The sequence below is a fragment of the Roseovarius sp. MBR-78 genome (genome assembly GCF_040547535.1).
Lineage (GTDB): Bacteria > Pseudomonadota > Alphaproteobacteria > Rhodobacterales > Rhodobacteraceae > Roseovarius.
Genome location: NZ_JBEPPX010000004.1, coordinates 14,531 through 30,347, shown reverse-complemented (window position 1 = coordinate 30,347; position 15,817 = coordinate 14,531). Strand labels below are relative to the sequence as shown.

The following is a 15,817-nucleotide window of genomic DNA, read 5'->3' as shown; positions in this document are numbered from 1 at the left end:
TGTTAAGCCTGATGCAGGAAGGATGACCCCAACGACCGGCAGAAGGCCGATCCGGAGGAGGCATCACCCGTGCAGCAGATTCTCGGTCAGTGGAACGCGCTCGATATGCGGCGGCGCATGATTGTGGCGGTGGCGACGCTGGGCATGTTCGCCGCCGTGCTCGGCCTGGCGCGAATCGCTGCCAGCCCGTCGATGAGCCTGCTTTACGCGGGGCTCGATGCCGTGGCGGCGGGCGAGGTGATCGCCGCGCTCGATCAGCGCGGGGTCGGCCACGAGGTGCGCGGCGACGCGATCTACGTGCCCGCGCCCGAACGCGACGGGCTGCGCATGATGCTGGCCGGAGAGGGGCTTCCGGCCAATTCCTCCAAGGGATACGAGCTGCTCGACGGGCTGTCGGGCTTCGGCACCACATCGCAGATGTTCGACGCCGCCTATTGGCGTGCCAAGGAAGGAGAGCTTGCGCGCACCATCCTTGCGCATCCGGCGGTGAGCGCCGTGCGCGTGCATCTGAGCATGTCGGGCACCAACCCGTTCCAGCGCGATATCCGGCATTCCGCCTCGGTATCGGTGACAACCGGGGGGCAGGAACTCACGCCGCGCCACGCGCGCGCGCTGCAATTTCTCGTGGCCTCTGCCGTGGCCGGGCTCGCGCCCGAGGATGTCGCGATCATCGACGCCGAGGGCGGGCTGGTCGGGGCCGCCGAGGAGGCCCCCGCCAATGCCCCCGACGACCGCGCCGAGGCGCTGCGCCTGCGCGCGCTGCGGCTTCTGGAGGCGCATGTCGGGATGGGCAACGCGGTGGTCGAGGTCACGCTCGAAACCGAAATGCGCAGCGAAACGCTCCGCGAGCGCCGATTCGATCCCGAAAGCCGGGTGGCGATCAGCACCGATACCGAGGAGCTGAGCGATACCGCCACCGGCCAGAACGGCGGCGTCACCGTCGCCTCGAACCTGCCCGAAGGCGATGCCGGGGGCGCGCCTTCCACCAGCAACCGCGAGGAAACGCGCGAGAGGGTGAATTACGAGGTCTCCACCACCGAGCGCGAGGTGGTGCAGGGCCCCGGCGCGATCCGGCGGATGAGCGTCGCAGTGCTCGTCAACACGCTGCCCGGCACGGGGACTGACGGGACAGCCCCCCAGCCCCGCCCCGAGGAGGAGTTGGAGGCGCTGCGCGCGCTGGTTTCCTCGGCCGTGGGATTCGATGCCGAGCGCGGCGATGTGCTCACGCTTCGGGCGCTGCCCTTCGAGGCGATTGCCCCGGCGGGAACGCTGGCCACACCGGGGCTGCTTGACCGGCTTGCCATCGACACGATGTCGCTTGTGCAGGCGCTGGTGCTTGCGGTCGTGGCGCTGGTTCTCGGGCTCTTCGTGCTGCGCCCGGTGCTGATGCGCCCGCCCGCTGTCCCTGCGCGGCTTGGCGCGCCACAGCCGCGCGCGGGTGCGGCGGCGGCAGAGGCCCCCGAGCCTGCGGCCACGCCCGCGCCGCTGACCGGCGAAATCGACGAGGGCGAATTCGACGCCAGCGGCCTGTCGCTCGTCTCGGGCGAAGAAAGCGCCCCCGCTGCGCCCGCTCCGGCCCTCGGGCCAGCCCGGCCACGGGCAGAGGACCCGGTCGCCCGCCTGCGCGCCCTCATTGGCGAGCGGCAGGAGGAGACCGTGGAGATCCTGCGCACCTGGCTTGAAGGCGAAGAGGAAAAAACCTGATGTCGATCACCCATCTTCTCGAGGATTTCGACGCGGCGCCGGACGAGACCGAGCGGACCATCACCGATGTCTCGCTCGAGGATGAGCGGCTCACCGCCTTCGAGACCGGCTATCAGGCGGGCTGGGACGACGCGATCAAGGCACAGGCCGACGACGCCCGTCGCATCACTGCCGATCTCGCGCAGAATCTTCAGGACCTGCGCTTTACCTATGAAGAGGCCCACGGCGCGGTGATGCAGGCGCTCAAGCCGCTGCTTTTGCAGATGACAACGACGATCCTGCCCCGGCTCGCGCAAGACAGCCTCGGCCCCCGCCTTGCAGAGATGCTGCACGATATGGCGCGCGACGCGGGCCGCCTGAGGGCCGAGATCACCATTTCGCCCGAGGATGCGCCACGGCTCACCCACCTGCTCGAGACCGATCCCGCCATCGAGGCCACGCTGATCGAGGATGACACGCTCGGCCCCGGACAGGTCTACCTGCGCCTGGGCGAGACCGAGCACGAGATCGACCTCGGCGAGGTGCTCGCCGGTATCGACGCCGCGATACGCGGCTTTTTCGACCAGACCCAGCAAGGAAAGGCCAGCACATGAGCGATGATCCAGCCGCCCGCCCCCCCCGGAGCGATCCGGACATGGCAAATCCCTTCACCGCCGTGCCCATTGAGATCACCGTCTCCGTGGGCAAGGCCCGCCCCGCGATCCGCGAGTTGCTGTCGCTGGGGCGCGACGCGGTGCTGCCGCTCGACCGGCGCATCGATGACGCGGTCGAGCTATATATAGGCGAGCGGCTGATCGCGCGCGGCCAACTCGAAGAGATGGAAGGCGACAGCGAGGGACAGCTTGCCGTGCGCCTCACAGAGGTGGCCAACCTGCGGGACGGTCTGGGATGAGAGGCCCACAGAGCGCGCTCATCCCCGCGCTGGCCCTCGGGCTGGCGCTGGCGCTCATCCTCGACCCCGCCCCGGCGCTTGCGCAGGATATCTCGGTCTCGCTCGGCGAGGGCGGATCGCTCTCGGCCCGCGCGATCCAGCTCATCGCGCTCATCACCGTGCTCAGCCTCGCACCGGGGCTGGCGATCATGATCACGTCGTTCCCGTTCATCATCACCGTTCTGTCCATCCTGCGGCAGGGGATCGGGCTGCAACAATCGCCGCCCAACATGCTGCTGGTGAGCCTTGCGCTCTTTCTCACCTGGTTCGTGATGGAGCCGACGTTCAACGCCGCGTGGGAGGCCGGGATCGCACCGCTCGTCGCCGAGGACATCACCCTTGACGAGGCCCTGCCCCGTGCGATCGCGCCGTTTCGCGGCTTCATGGCGGGGCGGCTCGACGCCGAGACCTTTGCCGCGATGGCGGCGCTGCGCCCCGATGCCGCGGGGATCTCGCCCGGCCCCGATGCCCCGCTCTCGGTGCTGGTGCCAAGCTTCATGCTCTCGGAAATCGCGCGTGCCTTTCAGATCGGCTTTCTGATCTTCCTGCCGTTTCTCATCATCGACCTGGTGATCGCCGCCGTGCTGATGTCGATGGGCATGATGATGGTGCCGCCCGCAATCGTCTCGCTGCCCTTCAAGCTGGCGTTCTTCGTGATCGCCGATGGCTGGTCGCTGATCGCCGCAAGCCTCGTGCGTGGCTATATGTGATCACGTCTCGCGAAAGAGCCGCGTCATCTCGAACAGCCGGTCAAGCCGCTCAAACCGGTCGCGCGCATCGGGCCAGCGTTCCTCCTGGGTGGCGGCAATCAGCGCCTCGACCACCGACAGCGTGGCGATATTGCTGTCCCACGCGGACGGGATTTCCCCCCAGCAGTTAAACGTGACCTCGGCCACCGCCGCCACCGGGCTGGCCCATTGATCGGTGACCAGGATCACCCGCACGCCGCGCCCGGCGGCGATGCGCGCAAGGCGCAACAGGTTCTCCTCGTAGCGGCGCATGTCGAAAATCAGGAGCGCGTCGCCCTCGCCCATGTCGATCACGTAATGCGGCCAGCTTGCCGAGGCCGCCGTCAGGTGCCGCACCCCCTCGCGGATCGCCTGGAAATGGGTAAAGGCGTATTCGGCCAGCGAGCGGGTGATGCGCCCACCCACCACGTAAAGCCCCGGTGCCCCCGCCAGCGCCCGCGCCGCCGCGTCGAATTGCGCGGTGTCGATATTGGCGAAGGTCTGCGCGAGATTGGAGGTCATCGCCCCGGCAAAGCGGTTGAGCATATGCGAGTCCGGCGCCTCCGCCGCCCAGACCGCGCGCCGCGCGGCAGGGCCCGAAACCTTGGCCTGAAGCTCTGCCAAGAGCGCCTGATGAAACTGTGGATAGCCCTTGAACCCCAGCTTTTGCACCAGCCGCGCCACCACCGGGGCCGAGACGCCCGCCCCCTCGGCCGCCGCCGTGATCGTCGCAAGGCCCGCGCCGGGATAATTCTCCATCAGCGCATTGGCAAAGCGGCGCTCGGACTGGGTGAGTTGCGCGTAATGACGCCGCACGAGCTGCCGCACCGTCGGCGCGGCGGGCTTGGGGGCGGACGGGTCGGAAGGATCGGAAGGGTCAGACATGGTGCCCTCCTCCTGACGCTTTGACGGGCAACGGCGATATGTCCTCGTGAAACTGGTTGGAAATATATTGACGAAAAACTTTTGGCATGGAAAGCTTTTTCCAACAATCGGGGGAGCACATGGCCGATACCACCGACAAAGCCGTGGAAATCATGAACGAAGAGGGGCGCGGCGCGGCCATCATCGTGTGCGAACACGCGTCGAATCATATCCCCGCCGCCTGGGGCGATCTTGGCCTCGACGCCGCCGCGCGCCAGAGCCACGCGGCCTGGGATCCGGGGGCGGCCCCGGTCGCGCGGCGGCTGGCAGAGGCGCTCGATGCGCCGCTGGTCGCCGCGACCGTGTCGCGGCTGGTCTATGACTGCAACCGCCCGCCCGACGACCCGAGCGCCATGCCCGCCCAAAGCGAGGCCATCGCCGTGCCCGGCAATGCCGGGCTGAGCGCCGCCGCGCGCGCGGCGCGGGTGCGCGCGGTCTATGCGCCCTTCACCGACGCGCTGTCGGCGCTTATCGCCCGGCGGCAGGCCGAGGGCGCGCCATTCGCGCTTGTCACCATCCACAGTTTCAGCCCGACATGGTTCGGCACCCCCCGCGCGGTGGAAGTCGGCATTCTGCACGATACCGATAGGCGGCTGGCCGATGCGATGCTGGCCGAGGCAAACACGCTTTCGCACCGCGACATCCGGCGCAACGCGCCCTACGGCCCCGAGGATGGCGTGACGCATACGCTGCGCGCGCACGGGCTCGCGAACGCGTTGCCCAATGTCATGATAGAGCTGCGCAACGACCTGCTCGCCACCCCTGCCGCGCAGGACGGGATGGCCGCGGAGGTGCTGCGCCTGCTCTGCCCGGCGCTCGCCGCGCTTGGCCTGCGGGAGGGTTACGATGCCTAGGGCGATCCTTGCCTATATCCGGGTGATCGACCGGCTCAACCGCGGTATCGGGCGGCTGGCCATGTATCTGCTCTTTGCGCTGATGGGCGTGCTGCTGTGGTCGTCGGTGTCCAAGACCTTCTTCGATCCGGCGCTGTGGACGCTGGAGACCGCGCAATTCGTGATGGTCGCCTATTACGTGCTGGGCGGGCCGTATTCGATGCAGATCGGCGCGCATGTGCGGATGGACCTGTTCTATGGCGATTGGAGCCTGCGCCGCAAGGCGGCGGTGGATGTGGTCACGATGCTGTTCCTGATGTTCTATCTCGGGGTGCTTCTTTATGGCGGGATCAGTTCGGCGGCCTATGCGCTGGGCTATTTCGGCACCGAGCCGCTCGTGTTCTTCCGCGATCTGGCGCTGGCCTTTGTCACCGGCGGAGCCGAGGGTGTGTCGGGGCTGCTGGGCCATATGGAGCGCAGTTCCAGCGTATGGCGGCCGGTGCTCTGGCCGGTCAAGGCGGTCATGATCCTCGGCGTGACGCTAATGCTGCTGCAATGCCTCGCGGAGCTTTTCAAGGATATCGCGCGCCTGCGCGGCGAGGAGGTCGGCGATGTCCTATGAGATGATCGCGCTGTTGATGTTCGCCACGATGATGGTGCTGCTTTTCACCGGGCAGCGGGTGTTCGGGGCCATCGGCTTTGTTGCCGTGATCGCCGCGCTGGCGCTCTGGGGGGATCGGGGCGGGTTCGATATCGCCTTTGCCTCGGCGATGAAGCTGATGAAATGGTATCCGCTGCTGACCCTGCCGATGTTCATCTTCATGGGCTATGTCCTGAGCGAGAGCCGCATCGCCGACGACCTTTACAAGATGTTCCATGTCTGGATGGGGCCGGTGCGTGGCGGGCTGGCGATTGGCACCATCGGGCTGATGGTGCTCATTTCGGCGATGAACGGGTTGTCGGTGGCGGGCATGGCGATTGGTGCCACCATCGCGCTTCCGGAACTGCTCAAGCGCAATTACGACAAGATCATGGTCACGGGCGTGATCCAGGCGGGATCGTCGCTTGGCATCCTCGTGCCGCCCTCGGTGGTGCTGGTGCTCTATGCCATGATCGCGCGGCAGCCGGTGGGGCAATTATGGCTCGCAGGGGTGGTGCCGGGGCTGATGATGGCCGCGATGTTCATCATCTACATCTATATCCGGTGCCGGATTCAGCCGCATCTCGGCCCGGTGCTGGCCGAGGATGAACGCAACGTGCCCCTGCCCGAGAAGCTGCGCCTGCTGCGCGCGGGCCTGTTGCCGTTGGGGATTTTCGCGGTGATGATGGTGCCCTTCGTCAACGGCTGGACAAGCCTTGTTGAAAGCTCGGCCATCGGCGCGCTCGCGGCCTTTGCCGCCGCCGTGCTCAAGGGGCGGATGACGCGGGCCGTGTTCGAGACGAGCGTGCGCAGCACGCTGGCGATATCGTGCATGTTCATGTGGATCATCCTCGCGGCGCTCGCCTTTGGCGCGGTGTTCGACGGGCTGGGCGCGGTCAAGGCCATCGACGACCTCTTCACCGAAAAGATGGGTCTGTCGCCGCTGATGATCCTGATCCTGATGCAACTCAGCTTCATCGTGATGGGCACGTTTCTCGATGACACCGCGATGCTGGTGATCGTCGCGCCGCTTTACGTGCCGCTGGTGGGCGCGCTTGGGTTTGATCTGATATGGTATGGTGTGCTTTATACGATCACCACGCAGATTGCCTATATGACGCCGCCCTTTGGCTATAACCTCTTTCTGATGCGGGCGATGGCGCCGCCGGAAATCTCGCTCCGCGACATCTATCGCTCGATCATCCCCTTTGTCGGCGTGATGATTGTCGCGCTTGCGCTCATCATGACCTTCCCGGAACTGGCGCTTTGGCTGCCGGGGCTGGTCTATGGCAACTAGAAAATCAACCGAGAACTCCGACCACGGAGCGGACACAATCGAGCAAACAACAGGAGAGAAGACCATGACCACGAGAAGAAAATTCCTCACCACCGCCGGTGTCGGCGCAGCGGCCACGCTGGCAAGCCCCGCAATCGTCAAGGCGCAGGCCCCGATCAAGTGGCGGCTTCAGACCTATGCCGGGGCCGCGTTGGGCGAACAAGTGACCAAGCCGATGGTGGATTACGTCAATAACGCCGCCAATGGCGAAATGGAGATCGAGATTTTCTACGCCGATCAGATCGTGCCCACCGGCGAGCTGTTTCAGGCGCTTCAGCGCGGCACCATCGACGCGGTGCACTCGGACGACGATTCCATGGCCTCGCCCACGCCGCTGCGCCAGTTCGGCGGCTATTTCCCCTTTGCCACCAAGCATATCCTCGACGTGCCGGTGCTCTTCAACCAATACGGCCTCGCCGATATCTGGCGCGAGGAATATGCCAAGGTCGGCGTCCAGTGGATTTCCGCCGCAGGCCAGGACCCGTGCAACTTCAACACCAAGAAGGAAATCAAATCGGTCGCCGATCTCGACGGGCTGAAGCTCTATACCTTCCCGACGGCGGGGCGGTTCCTCGCGAGGTTCGGCGTCGTGCCGCTCAACATCCCCTACGAGGATGCCGAAGTGGCGGTGCAGACGGGCGAGCTTGACGGCATGGCCTGGTCCGGGATCACCGAGGATTACACCGTGGGTTGGGCGAGTGTGACCGACTATTTCCTGACCAACAACATCTCGGGCGCGTGGATCGGCTCGTGGTTCGTGAACCAGCGGCAATGGAGCGATCTGCCCGACCACCTCAAGCAACTGGTGATGGCCGCGACCGAGGCCAGCCATACCTATCGCAACCAGTGGTATTGGGGCGGCGAGGCGCGACTGCGCGCGCGCGGCGACAAGCTGGCGCTGCGCACGATACCGGCCGCGGAATGGGCAGAGGTGGAAAACGCCGCCAAGAACTTCTGGAACGAGATCGCCGCCGAGGGCGAGATCGAGGCAAAGATCATCGGCATCTTCCGCGAATATAACGAGGTCATCAACCAGGCCGGCCCGCCCTATACCAACGGCTGAGCCAAACACTGCCCTGCCCGGCCCCGCGCAACCGGGGCCGGGCAGGCCCGACTTGACGACATATAACCGGAACACAACAAGGACGCGGACATGGCCCTCAGTCTCGAAGATCTCAAATCGCTGGTCGCCGCAGGCAAGGTCGATACCGTGCTCACCTGCCTTGTCGACATGCAGGGCCGACTCATGGGCAAGCGGTTTCACGCGAGCCATTTCCTCGCCAGCGCCTGGGAAGAGACGCATTGCTGCAACTACCTGCTGGCGACCGACCTGGAAATGACCACGCCCGAGGGCTTTGCCGCGACAAGCTGGGAGCGCGGCTATGGTGATTACACGATGAGGCCCGACCTCTCGACGCTGCGCCTGATGCCCTGGCTCGACGGCACGGCGATGGTGCTTTGCGATGTGCTCGACCATCATAGCCACGCGCCCGTCCCGCACAGCCCGCGCGCCATGCTCCAAGGCCAGATCGCGCGGCTTGGCGAGATGGGCTATGACGCGATGATGGCGACCGAGCTGGAATTCTTCCTCTTCGAGAAGAGCTTCGAGGAGATCCGCAAATCCGGGTATCGTGACCTGACCCCGATCTCGGGCTATAACGAGGATTACAACATCCTCCAGACCACGCGCGAAGAGCATGTCATGCGCCCCCTGCGCAATCATCTGGTGGCCGCAGGCATCCCGGTGGAAAACACCAAGGGCGAGGCCGAGGCCGGGCAGGAGGAACTCAACATCCGCTACGCGCCCGCGCTCGACATGGCCGATTACCACACCATCGCCAAGCACGCGATCAAGGAGATTGCCCATCAGCAGGGCCACGCCGCAAGCTTTCTGCCGAAATGGCACGCGGCGCGCGTCGGCTCGTCAAGCCATGTGCATCAATCGCTCTGGCAGGATGGCAAACCCGCGTTTTTCGACCCCGAGGACGAATTGGGCATGAGCACGGTGATGAAACACTACATGGCGGGCCTGCTGACATACGCGCCCGATTACACCTATTTCCTTGCCCCCTATATCAACAGCTACAAGCGCTTCCAGAAAGGCACCTTCGCGCCCACCCGCATCCTGTGGTCGGTGGACAACCGCACCGCCGGGTTCCGGCTCTGCGGCGGCGGCACGAAGGCGGTGCGGGTGGAATGCCGCGTGGGCGGCTCGGACCTCAACCCTTATCTCGCGATGGCGGCGATGCTGGCGGCGGGGATAAAGGGGATCGAAAACCGGCTGGAGCTGGCCCCGCCCGCGCGCGGCGATGCCTATGCGGGTGACACGGGCCGCATCCCCGAGACGTTGCGCGACGCGCGCGAGGCGCTGATGCGTTCGGATTTCATGCGCGCGACCTTCGGCGACGAGGTGGTGGACCATTACGCCCGCGCGGCGGAGGTGGAGATCGAGGATTTCGACCGCGCCGTGACCGATTACGAGATCGCGCGCGGGTTCGAGCGGGCGTGAGGGCCGCGAGCGCGGAATTGGATATTTTTGGCAAGATGAAGCGGCGGGCGGGCTGCCCGCGATCAAGGATGCGATGATGACGACATTGACCTGCATTTCCCCGATCGACGGATCGGTTTTCGCCACCCGCGAGGCGCTGGCGCTTGACGAGGTGCGCGCGGCGGTGGCCGAGACCCGCGCGGCGCAGGCGGCATGGGCGGCGCGACCGTTACAAGAGCGCATCGCGCTGGTGATGGCGGGGGTCGCGGCGGTTGGCGCGATGAATGACGAGATCGTGCCGGAACTGGCGCATATGATGGGGCGGCCCGTGCGTTATGGCGGCGAATTCGGCGGCTTTGACGAGCGCGCAAGCCATATGGCCGCGATTGCCGAGGGGGCGCTGGCCCCGGTCGAGGTGGGCGAAGACGCGAGTTTTCATCGCTATATCCGGCGTGTGCCGCATGGCGTCGTGTTCGTGGTGGCACCGTGGAACTACCCCTACATGACCGCGATCAACACCGTGGCCCCCGCGCTGATCGCCGGCAACGCCGTGGTGCTCAAACACGCCACGCAGACGCTTCTGGTGGGCGAGCGCATGGCGCGCGCCTTCCATTCGGCGGGGGTGCCGGAGGCGGTTTTCCGCAATGTCTTTCTCACCCACGACACCACCTCGGCGCTGATTTCCGAGGCTGCGTTCGATTTCATCAACTTCACCGGCTCTGTGGGAGGCGGGCAGGCGATGGAGCGCGCGGCGGCGGGCACCTTCACCGGGCTGGGGCTGGAACTGGGCGGCAAGGATCCGGGATATGTGATGGAGGATGCCGATCTGAATGCGGCGGTGGAGACGCTGATTGACGGGGCGATGTTCAATTCCGGGCAATGCTGCTGCGGGATCGAGCGTATTTACGTGCATGAGAGCCTGTTCGAGGATTTCGTTGCGCGGGCGGTCGGGATCGTGCAGGGCTATCGCCTCGGCAACCCGCTTGACCCCGAGACGACGCTGGGGCCGATGGCCAATGCCCGCTTCGCCGCCGAGGTGCGCGCGCAAGTGGACGAGGCGCTTGAGATGGGGGCGGTGGCGCATATCGCGCGTTTCGCGCAGGACGATGGCGGCACCTATCTCACCCCGCAAATCCTCACCAATGTCAGCCACGAGATGCGCGTGATGCGCGACGAGAGTTTCGGCCCCGTGGTGGGGATCATGCCGGTCGAGGGCGACGATGAGGCAACGCGGCTCATGAATGACAGCCCCTTCGGCCTCACCGCCTCGCTCTGGACTGCTGATACCGACCGCGCGGCGCGGATCGGCGATGCGCTTGAGACCGGCACCGTCTTCATGAACCGCGCCGATTACCTCGATCCCGGCCTGTGCTGGACCGGCTGCAAGCAGACGGGCCGCGGCGGCGCGCTCTCGGTCATCGGCTATCACAACCTCACCCGCCCGAAATCCTATCACCTGAAGAAGGTCACGTCATGACGCTTACCGCCAACTGGTCCTATCCGACCACGATCAAATTCGGGGCTGGCCGCATTTCTGAGCTGCCCGAGGCCTGCCGCAACGCCGGCATCACCCGGCCGCTTCTGGTCACCGACAAGGGCCTTGCGCCCCTGCCCATCACCGCGCGCGCGCTCGATATCCTGCGCGCGGGCGGGCTGGAGGCAGGCCTTTTTTCCGAGGTCGACCCCAACCCCAACGAGATCAACCTCGCCGCCGGGGTCGCCGCCTACAAGGCGGGCGGGCATGACGGGGTCATCGCCTTTGGCGGCGGCTCGGGGCTCGATCTGGGCAAATGCGTGGCCTTCATGGCCGGGCAGACCCGGCCCGTGTGGGATTTCGAGGATGTGGGCGATTGGTGGACGCGCGCCGATGCGGACGCCATCGCTCCGATCATCGCCGTGCCCACCACCGCCGGGACCGGCTCGGAGGTGGGGCGCGCCGGGGTGCTGACAAATTCCGTCAGCCACGAGAAAAAGATCATCTTTCACCCCAAATTCCTGCCCGCCACGGTGATCTGCGACCCGGAACTGACCGTGGGGATGCCCCGCGCGATCACCGCAGGCACCGGGCTTGACGCGTTTGCCCATTGTGTCGAGGCGTTTTCCTCGCCCCATTACCACCCGATGAGCCAGGGCATCGCGCTCGAGGGGATGCGGTTGGTTATCGACAACCTGCCCCGCGTGTTCGAGACCCCCGACGATATCGAGGCCCGCGCCCATATGATGAGCGCGGCGGCGATGGGGGCCACCGCGTTCCAGAAGGGGCTTGGCGCGATCCACGCCATGAGCCACCCGGTGGGGGCGCATTTCAACACCCATCACGGCACGACGAACGCGGTCTGCATGCCCGCCGTGCTCGATTTCAACGCCCCCGCCATCGCCGACCGCTTTGATCGCGCGGCGGGCTATCTCGGGATCGACGGCGGCTTTGACGGGTTTCGCGCCTTCGTGCAGGGCTTCAACGACCGGCTCGGCATCCCGCGCGGGCTGGCAGCGCTTGGCGTGACCGAGGCGGCCATTCCCGAACTGGTCAAGGGCGCGATCACCGATCCCTCTTGCGGCGGCAATCCGGTGACGCTGACCGAAGAGAACCTCACCAAGCTATTCCGCGCTGCCATGTAAGGGGCACGAGAGGGGTACTGCCCCTCTTGGCCTGCGGCCAATTCACCCCGGGGTATTGATAGCCAAGAAGAAGAAACGGTTTGTTAACCGCGATATGCGAGCCTTCGGATGCGGTACAGGCTGGGGAGCCGATGACCGCCCAAGGAGAAGCCGCGCCCGGCCTTGGCGTGCATCGGCAACGGCCGACCGATGCCAGCGCCGGGCGCGCACCTAGGCTGTTTCTTCTTGGCTGAAATACCCAAACCGCTCCGCCGGAAGCGCACGCAGCGTTGCTAGATCAGCCCCTCGGCGGCAAAGAGCGCGGCCACGTCGCGCTCGGGCCGCGCGCCGTAATGGCCGATCACCTCTGCCGCCGCGATACAACCCATCCGCCCCGCCACCGCAAGCGGCTTGCCCGTAGCCAGCCCGTAGAGAAAGCCTGCGGCGAATTGATCGCCCGCACCGGTGGTGTCGACCGGATCGACGCGCTTGACCGGCACGCTCACCGTCTCGTCACCCTCGACGATCACCACGTCATGGCCCGAGCGCGTGCAGACGATCAACCCGCTCTCGCTGGCCGCCTGTTCCAGCGCCGCGCCAAGATCCTCGGTCTGGAAGAGCGCGCACCATTCATGCTCATTACCGAGAACGAAATCGAGCGACCCGAGAAGGGCGCGAAAATCGTCGCGGTGCCGCTCCACGCAGAACGGATCCGAGAGCGTGATCCCCGCACGACCGCCCCCCGCCCGCGCCGCCTGCGCCGCGCGCTCGAAGGCCGCCTTGCCCTTGGGCTTGTCGTAGAGATAACCCTCGAGGAACAAAAGCCCCGCCTGTCCCGCCACCGTGTCGGGCACGTCGGCCTCGTCAAGGTCGGTCGAGATTCCCAGATAGGTGTTCATCGACCGCTCGCCATCGGGCGAGACGAAGATCATCGAGCGCGAGGTGGGCAGCGCGCCCGCGCGCGGCGGGTTGACGAATTCGGTGCCGACGGCGCGCATTGCTTCGGCGTAATAGCGGCCCAGGTCGTCATCGTTCACCCGCCCGATGAAGGCCGTGGACAGGCCCAGCGCGCCGATCCCGGCCACGCTATTGGCGACCGAGCCGCCCGGCATCTGCCGCCGCTCCGGCATCTGCTCGTAGAGATATTCGGCGCGCTCGATCTCGATCAGTTGCATCACGCCCTTGTCGATTGCCATGCGGGCGAGAAAGGCGTCGTCGCAGCGCCCGATCACATCGACGATGGCGTTGCCGATGCCGACAACCTGATATTGTGTCATATGGTTTTATCCTCATAGGGGCAGAGATCGCGGATCAGGCACGTGCCGCAGGCGGGTTTGCGCGCCTTGCAGGTATAGCGGCCATGCAGGATCAGCCAGTGATGCGCGTGGCGCTGGAAATCAACCGGGATATGGTCCTCGATCGCGCGTTCGACCGCCTCCACATCCTTGCCGGGGCAGATGCCGGTGCGGTTGCCGATACGAAAAATATGCGTATCCACGGCCTGCGCCGGATGACCCCACCACATGTTGAGCACGACATTGGCGGTCTTGCGTCCGACACCGGGCAGCGATTGCAGCGCGGCGCGGGAATTGGGCACGCAGCCGCCATAATCCTCGACAAGGATGCGGCTGAGTTTCAGCACGTTTCGGGCCTTGTTGCGATAAAGGCCGATGGTCTTGATATGGCTGATGAGCGCCTCTTCGCCAAGCGCAAGCATCTTTTCCGGCGTATCGGCGATCTGGAAAAGCGCGCGCGTGGCGCGGTTCACGCCCAGATCGGTGGCCTGCGCCGAAAGCGCCACCGCCACCAGCAGGGTGAAGGCGTTGACATGGTCAAGCTCGCCCTTCGGTTCGGGCTCTGCCGCCTGAAAGCGGGTAAAGATCTCGCGGATCGTGTGATAGTCGAGTTGGCGCGCCATGCCGCTTCTATGGCGTGAAAGCGGGGAATGCGCAACATTCGGGTCGCGGGGCGCGCGCGCGCGGCCTATCTTGGGGTAAACCACCGGGGGCCGCAATGTCGCAGAGCTATCATTACAATGTCATGCGCCGCGCCATCGCGCTGATTGACGCGAGCGGCGAGGGACTGACGCTTGAGGAGCTGGCGGGCGAGATGGGGATGAGCGCGGCGCATTTCCAGCGGCTGTTCTCGGCTTGGGTCGGCGTCTCGCCAAAGCGGTATCAGCAATATCTGGCGCTGGGCCACGCCAAGGAGATGCTGGCGCAGCGCTTTACCACGCTGGAGGCGGCCGAGGCGGCGGGGCTGTCGGGCACGGGGCGGCTGCACGATCTGTTCCTGCGATGGGAGGCGATGAGCCCCGGCGCGGCCGCCCGGCGCGGGGCGGGGCTGCGCATCAGCTATGGCTGGTTCCCAAGCCCCTTTGGCGAGGCGTTGGCAATGGGCACCGGGCGCGGCCTCTGCGGGCTGGCCTTCGCCGGTGAGGTGGGGCGCGAGGCGGCCATGCGCGACCTCTGCGCGCGCTGGCCCGAGGCCGATTTCACCGAATCCCCCGAGGCCGTCGCGCCCTGGGTCGCGTCGGCCTTTGCCGGGCGCGGGGAGGCGCGGCTGCACATGATCGGCGCGCCGTTCCAGATCAAGGTCTGGGAGGCGCTGCTGCGTATCCCCTCGGGCCATGTCACCACCTATTCCGAGATCGCCCGCGCCATCGGCCATCCCCGCGCCGTGCGCGCCGTCGGCACCGCCGTGGGGCGCAACCCGGTGAGCTTGCTCATTCCCTGCCACCGCGCGCTGCGCAAATCGGGCGCGCTTGGCGGCTATCACTGGGGCCTGCCCGTGAAGCGCGCCATCCTCGCACGAGAAAGCGCGCAGGCCGAGGGATAGGCGGGACTCTGCACGCGCGCGCATCTTTGACCGCGAATATGGCTTGGGATGGGGCGTGATATTGCATATCAATGCGTCAATCCCGATGTATCGGGCAGATCAAACACACGAGGCACTTATCATGATCCGGGCACGAACTCCGATCTTTCTTCTTTCCGGCGCGGCACTTCTTCTGGTCACGGCCTGCACCGATCCGGGCTATGTCTCCGGGCAGGACCCAAGGCAGAAAACCAGACAGGGCGCGATCATCGGCGGCCTCATCGGTGCCGGGACCGGCGCGGCCGTGAGCGACAACAAGGCCGGCGGCGCGCTGCTTGGCGGGGCCATCGGCGCGCTTGGCGGGGCGGCCATCGGCAACGCGCTCGACAAGCAAGAGGCCGAACTGCGCCAGCAACTCGACAGCGATGTGAAGATCGTTAATACCGGCGACCGGCTTATCCTGACCATGCCGCAGGATATCCTCTTTGCCACCGACAGCTCTACCGTCGCGCCGGGACTGCGCGATGATCTGTTCAAGGTGGCCTCGAGCCTTCAGCGCTATCCCGACACCACGGTGCAGGTGGTCGGCCATACCGACAGCGATGGTGCCGCGAGCTATAACCAGCAGCTATCCGAGCGGCGCGCCAATGCCGTGGCCGATGTGCTGATGAATGGCGGCGTGCCTTTCGGGCGCATCCGCGCCTTTGGACGGGGCGAGGATCAGCCGGTGGCCTCGAACCTCACCCCCGAGGGCAAGCGCCAGAACCGCCGGGTGGAAATCGTGATCCTGCCGAACTGAGGCAGGGTGGCCCCGGTAG

Annotated in this window: 16 protein-coding genes; 13 read left to right on the top strand and 3 right to left on the bottom strand. The window is 66.0% G+C overall.

Features of this window, described 5'->3' with window-relative positions:
• Positions 1 to 69: 69 nt before the first annotated feature.
• From fliF to fliP, 4 genes are read left to right on the top strand one after another with little or no spacing between them, the layout of a single operon-like run.
• A complete protein-coding gene (fliF, locus tag ABIE58_RS04205; protein ID WP_354543438.1) occupies positions 70 to 1,704 on the top strand; it encodes a flagellar basal-body MS-ring/collar protein FliF in 1,635 nt (544 codons plus the stop codon).
• Entirely contained in the window at positions 1,704 to 2,297 is a 594-nt protein-coding gene (locus ABIE58_RS04200; RefSeq protein ID WP_354543437.1) for a FliH/SctL family protein, read from the top strand. The genes fliF and ABIE58_RS04200 overlap by 1 nt, the downstream gene beginning before the upstream one ends.
• On the top strand, positions 2,294 to 2,596 hold the full coding sequence (locus ABIE58_RS04195; RefSeq protein WP_354543436.1) for a FliM/FliN family flagellar motor switch protein: 303 nt from the start codon (positions 2,294 to 2,296) through the stop codon (positions 2,594 to 2,596). The genes ABIE58_RS04200 and ABIE58_RS04195 overlap by 4 nt, the downstream gene beginning before the upstream one ends.
• A complete protein-coding gene (gene fliP / locus ABIE58_RS04190; protein ID WP_354543435.1) occupies positions 2,593 to 3,345 on the top strand; it encodes a flagellar type III secretion system pore protein FliP in 753 nt (250 codons plus the stop codon). Before ABIE58_RS04195 ends, fliP begins: the two co-directional genes overlap by 4 nt.
• Here fliP and ABIE58_RS04185 read toward each other — a convergent pair whose 3' ends face one another.
• Positions 3,346 to 4,248: a MurR/RpiR family transcriptional regulator gene (locus ABIE58_RS04185; protein ID WP_354543434.1), complete on the bottom strand. Its 903-nt coding sequence runs from the start codon at positions 4,246 to 4,248 to the stop codon at positions 3,346 to 3,348.
• Positions 4,249 to 4,334: 86 nt separating this feature from the next.
• On the opposite strand from ABIE58_RS04185, the gene ABIE58_RS04180 reads away from it, so the two are divergent.
• The 7 genes from ABIE58_RS04180 (at position 4,335) to ABIE58_RS04150 (ending at position 12,203) form a co-directional block, all read left to right on the top strand.
• The gene (locus tag ABIE58_RS04180; RefSeq protein WP_354543433.1) at positions 4,335 to 5,141 is read left to right on the top strand and encodes an N-formylglutamate amidohydrolase; all 807 of its coding nucleotides are present in this window, start codon (positions 4,335 to 4,337) and stop codon (positions 5,139 to 5,141) included.
• Positions 5,134 to 5,742: a TRAP transporter small permease subunit gene (locus tag ABIE58_RS04175; protein ID WP_354543432.1), complete on the top strand. Its 609-nt coding sequence runs from the start codon at positions 5,134 to 5,136 to the stop codon at positions 5,740 to 5,742. Before ABIE58_RS04180 ends, ABIE58_RS04175 begins: the two co-directional genes overlap by 8 nt.
• Positions 5,732 to 7,057, top strand: coding sequence for a TRAP transporter large permease (locus ABIE58_RS04170; RefSeq protein WP_354543431.1), 1,326 nt, complete (start codon positions 5,732 to 5,734; stop codon positions 7,055 to 7,057). The genes ABIE58_RS04175 and ABIE58_RS04170 overlap by 11 nt, the downstream gene beginning before the upstream one ends.
• A gap of 64 nt (positions 7,058 to 7,121) precedes the next feature.
• Positions 7,122 to 8,159, top strand: a complete 1,038-nt coding sequence (locus ABIE58_RS04165; protein ID WP_354543430.1) for a TRAP transporter substrate-binding protein — start codon at positions 7,122 to 7,124, stop codon at positions 8,157 to 8,159.
• A 90-nt stretch (positions 8,160 to 8,249) separates the two neighbouring features.
• Positions 8,250 to 9,605, top strand: a complete 1,356-nt coding sequence (locus tag ABIE58_RS04160) for a glutamine synthetase family protein (RefSeq protein WP_354543429.1) — start codon at positions 8,250 to 8,252, stop codon at positions 9,603 to 9,605.
• Between the two features lie 73 nt (positions 9,606 to 9,678).
• The gene (locus ABIE58_RS04155; RefSeq protein WP_354543428.1) at positions 9,679 to 11,061 is read left to right on the top strand and encodes an aldehyde dehydrogenase family protein; all 1,383 of its coding nucleotides are present in this window, start codon (positions 9,679 to 9,681) and stop codon (positions 11,059 to 11,061) included.
• Positions 11,058 to 12,203: an iron-containing alcohol dehydrogenase gene (locus ABIE58_RS04150; RefSeq protein ID WP_354543427.1), complete on the top strand. Its 1,146-nt coding sequence runs from the start codon at positions 11,058 to 11,060 to the stop codon at positions 12,201 to 12,203. The genes ABIE58_RS04155 and ABIE58_RS04150 overlap by 4 nt, the downstream gene beginning before the upstream one ends.
• Before the next feature lie 272 nt (positions 12,204 to 12,475).
• Here ABIE58_RS04150 and ABIE58_RS04145 read toward each other — a convergent pair whose 3' ends face one another.
• Positions 12,476 to 13,459: an adenosine kinase gene (locus ABIE58_RS04145; protein ID WP_354543426.1), complete on the bottom strand. Its 984-nt coding sequence runs from the start codon at positions 13,457 to 13,459 to the stop codon at positions 12,476 to 12,478.
• Complete coding sequence (nth, locus tag ABIE58_RS04140; RefSeq protein WP_354543425.1) at positions 13,456 to 14,100, bottom strand: endonuclease III; 645 nt, start codon at positions 14,098 to 14,100, stop codon at positions 13,456 to 13,458. Before nth ends, ABIE58_RS04145 begins: the two co-directional genes overlap by 4 nt.
• A 95-nt stretch (positions 14,101 to 14,195) precedes the next feature.
• Between nth and ABIE58_RS04135 the strand changes: the two genes are divergently transcribed.
• Both ABIE58_RS04135 and ABIE58_RS04130 read left to right on the top strand, forming a co-directional pair.
• A complete protein-coding gene (locus ABIE58_RS04135) occupies positions 14,196 to 15,020 on the top strand; it encodes a methylated-DNA--[protein]-cysteine S-methyltransferase (protein ID WP_354543424.1) in 825 nt (274 codons plus the stop codon).
• Between the two features lie 121 nt (positions 15,021 to 15,141).
• Positions 15,142 to 15,798, top strand: a complete 657-nt coding sequence (locus ABIE58_RS04130) for a YiaD family glycine zipper/OmpA-like lipoprotein (RefSeq protein WP_354543423.1) — start codon at positions 15,142 to 15,144, stop codon at positions 15,796 to 15,798.
• Positions 15,799 to 15,817 lie beyond the last annotated feature (19 nt).

Excerpts from the sequence above, each read along its gene's own strand:
- ABIE58_RS04150 (WP_354543427.1), top strand. The coding sequence starts at position 11,058 with ATGACGCTTACCGCCAACTGGTCCTATCCGACCACGATCAAATTCGGG.
- ABIE58_RS04155 (WP_354543428.1), top strand. The coding sequence starts at position 9,679 with ATGATGACGACATTGACCTGCATTTCCCCGATCGACGGATCGGTTTTC.
- ABIE58_RS04135 (WP_354543424.1), top strand. The coding sequence starts at position 14,196 with ATGTCGCAGAGCTATCATTACAATGTCATGCGCCGCGCCATCGCGCTG.
- ABIE58_RS04175 (WP_354543432.1), top strand. The coding sequence starts at position 5,134 with ATGCCTAGGGCGATCCTTGCCTATATCCGGGTGATCGACCGGCTCAAC.
- fliP (WP_354543435.1), top strand. The coding sequence starts at position 2,593 with ATGAGAGGCCCACAGAGCGCGCTCATCCCCGCGCTGGCCCTCGGGCTG.
- ABIE58_RS04185 (WP_354543434.1), bottom strand. The coding sequence starts at position 4,248 with ATGTCTGACCCTTCCGATCCTTCCGACCCGTCCGCCCCCAAGCCCGCC.
- ABIE58_RS04145 (WP_354543426.1), bottom strand. The coding sequence starts at position 13,459 with ATGACACAATATCAGGTTGTCGGCATCGGCAACGCCATCGTCGATGTG.
- ABIE58_RS04195 (WP_354543436.1), top strand. The coding sequence starts at position 2,294 with ATGAGCGATGATCCAGCCGCCCGCCCCCCCCGGAGCGATCCGGACATG.
- ABIE58_RS04130 (WP_354543423.1), top strand. The coding sequence starts at position 15,142 with ATGATCCGGGCACGAACTCCGATCTTTCTTCTTTCCGGCGCGGCACTT.
- ABIE58_RS04170 (WP_354543431.1), top strand. The coding sequence starts at position 5,732 with ATGTCCTATGAGATGATCGCGCTGTTGATGTTCGCCACGATGATGGTG.
- ABIE58_RS04160 (WP_354543429.1), top strand. The coding sequence starts at position 8,250 with ATGGCCCTCAGTCTCGAAGATCTCAAATCGCTGGTCGCCGCAGGCAAG.
- nth (WP_354543425.1), bottom strand. The coding sequence starts at position 14,100 with ATGGCGCGCCAACTCGACTATCACACGATCCGCGAGATCTTTACCCGC.
- ABIE58_RS04200 (WP_354543437.1), top strand. The coding sequence starts at position 1,704 with ATGTCGATCACCCATCTTCTCGAGGATTTCGACGCGGCGCCGGACGAG.
- ABIE58_RS04180 (WP_354543433.1), top strand. The coding sequence starts at position 4,335 with ATGGAAAGCTTTTTCCAACAATCGGGGGAGCACATGGCCGATACCACC.
- ABIE58_RS04165 (WP_354543430.1), top strand. The coding sequence starts at position 7,122 with ATGACCACGAGAAGAAAATTCCTCACCACCGCCGGTGTCGGCGCAGCG.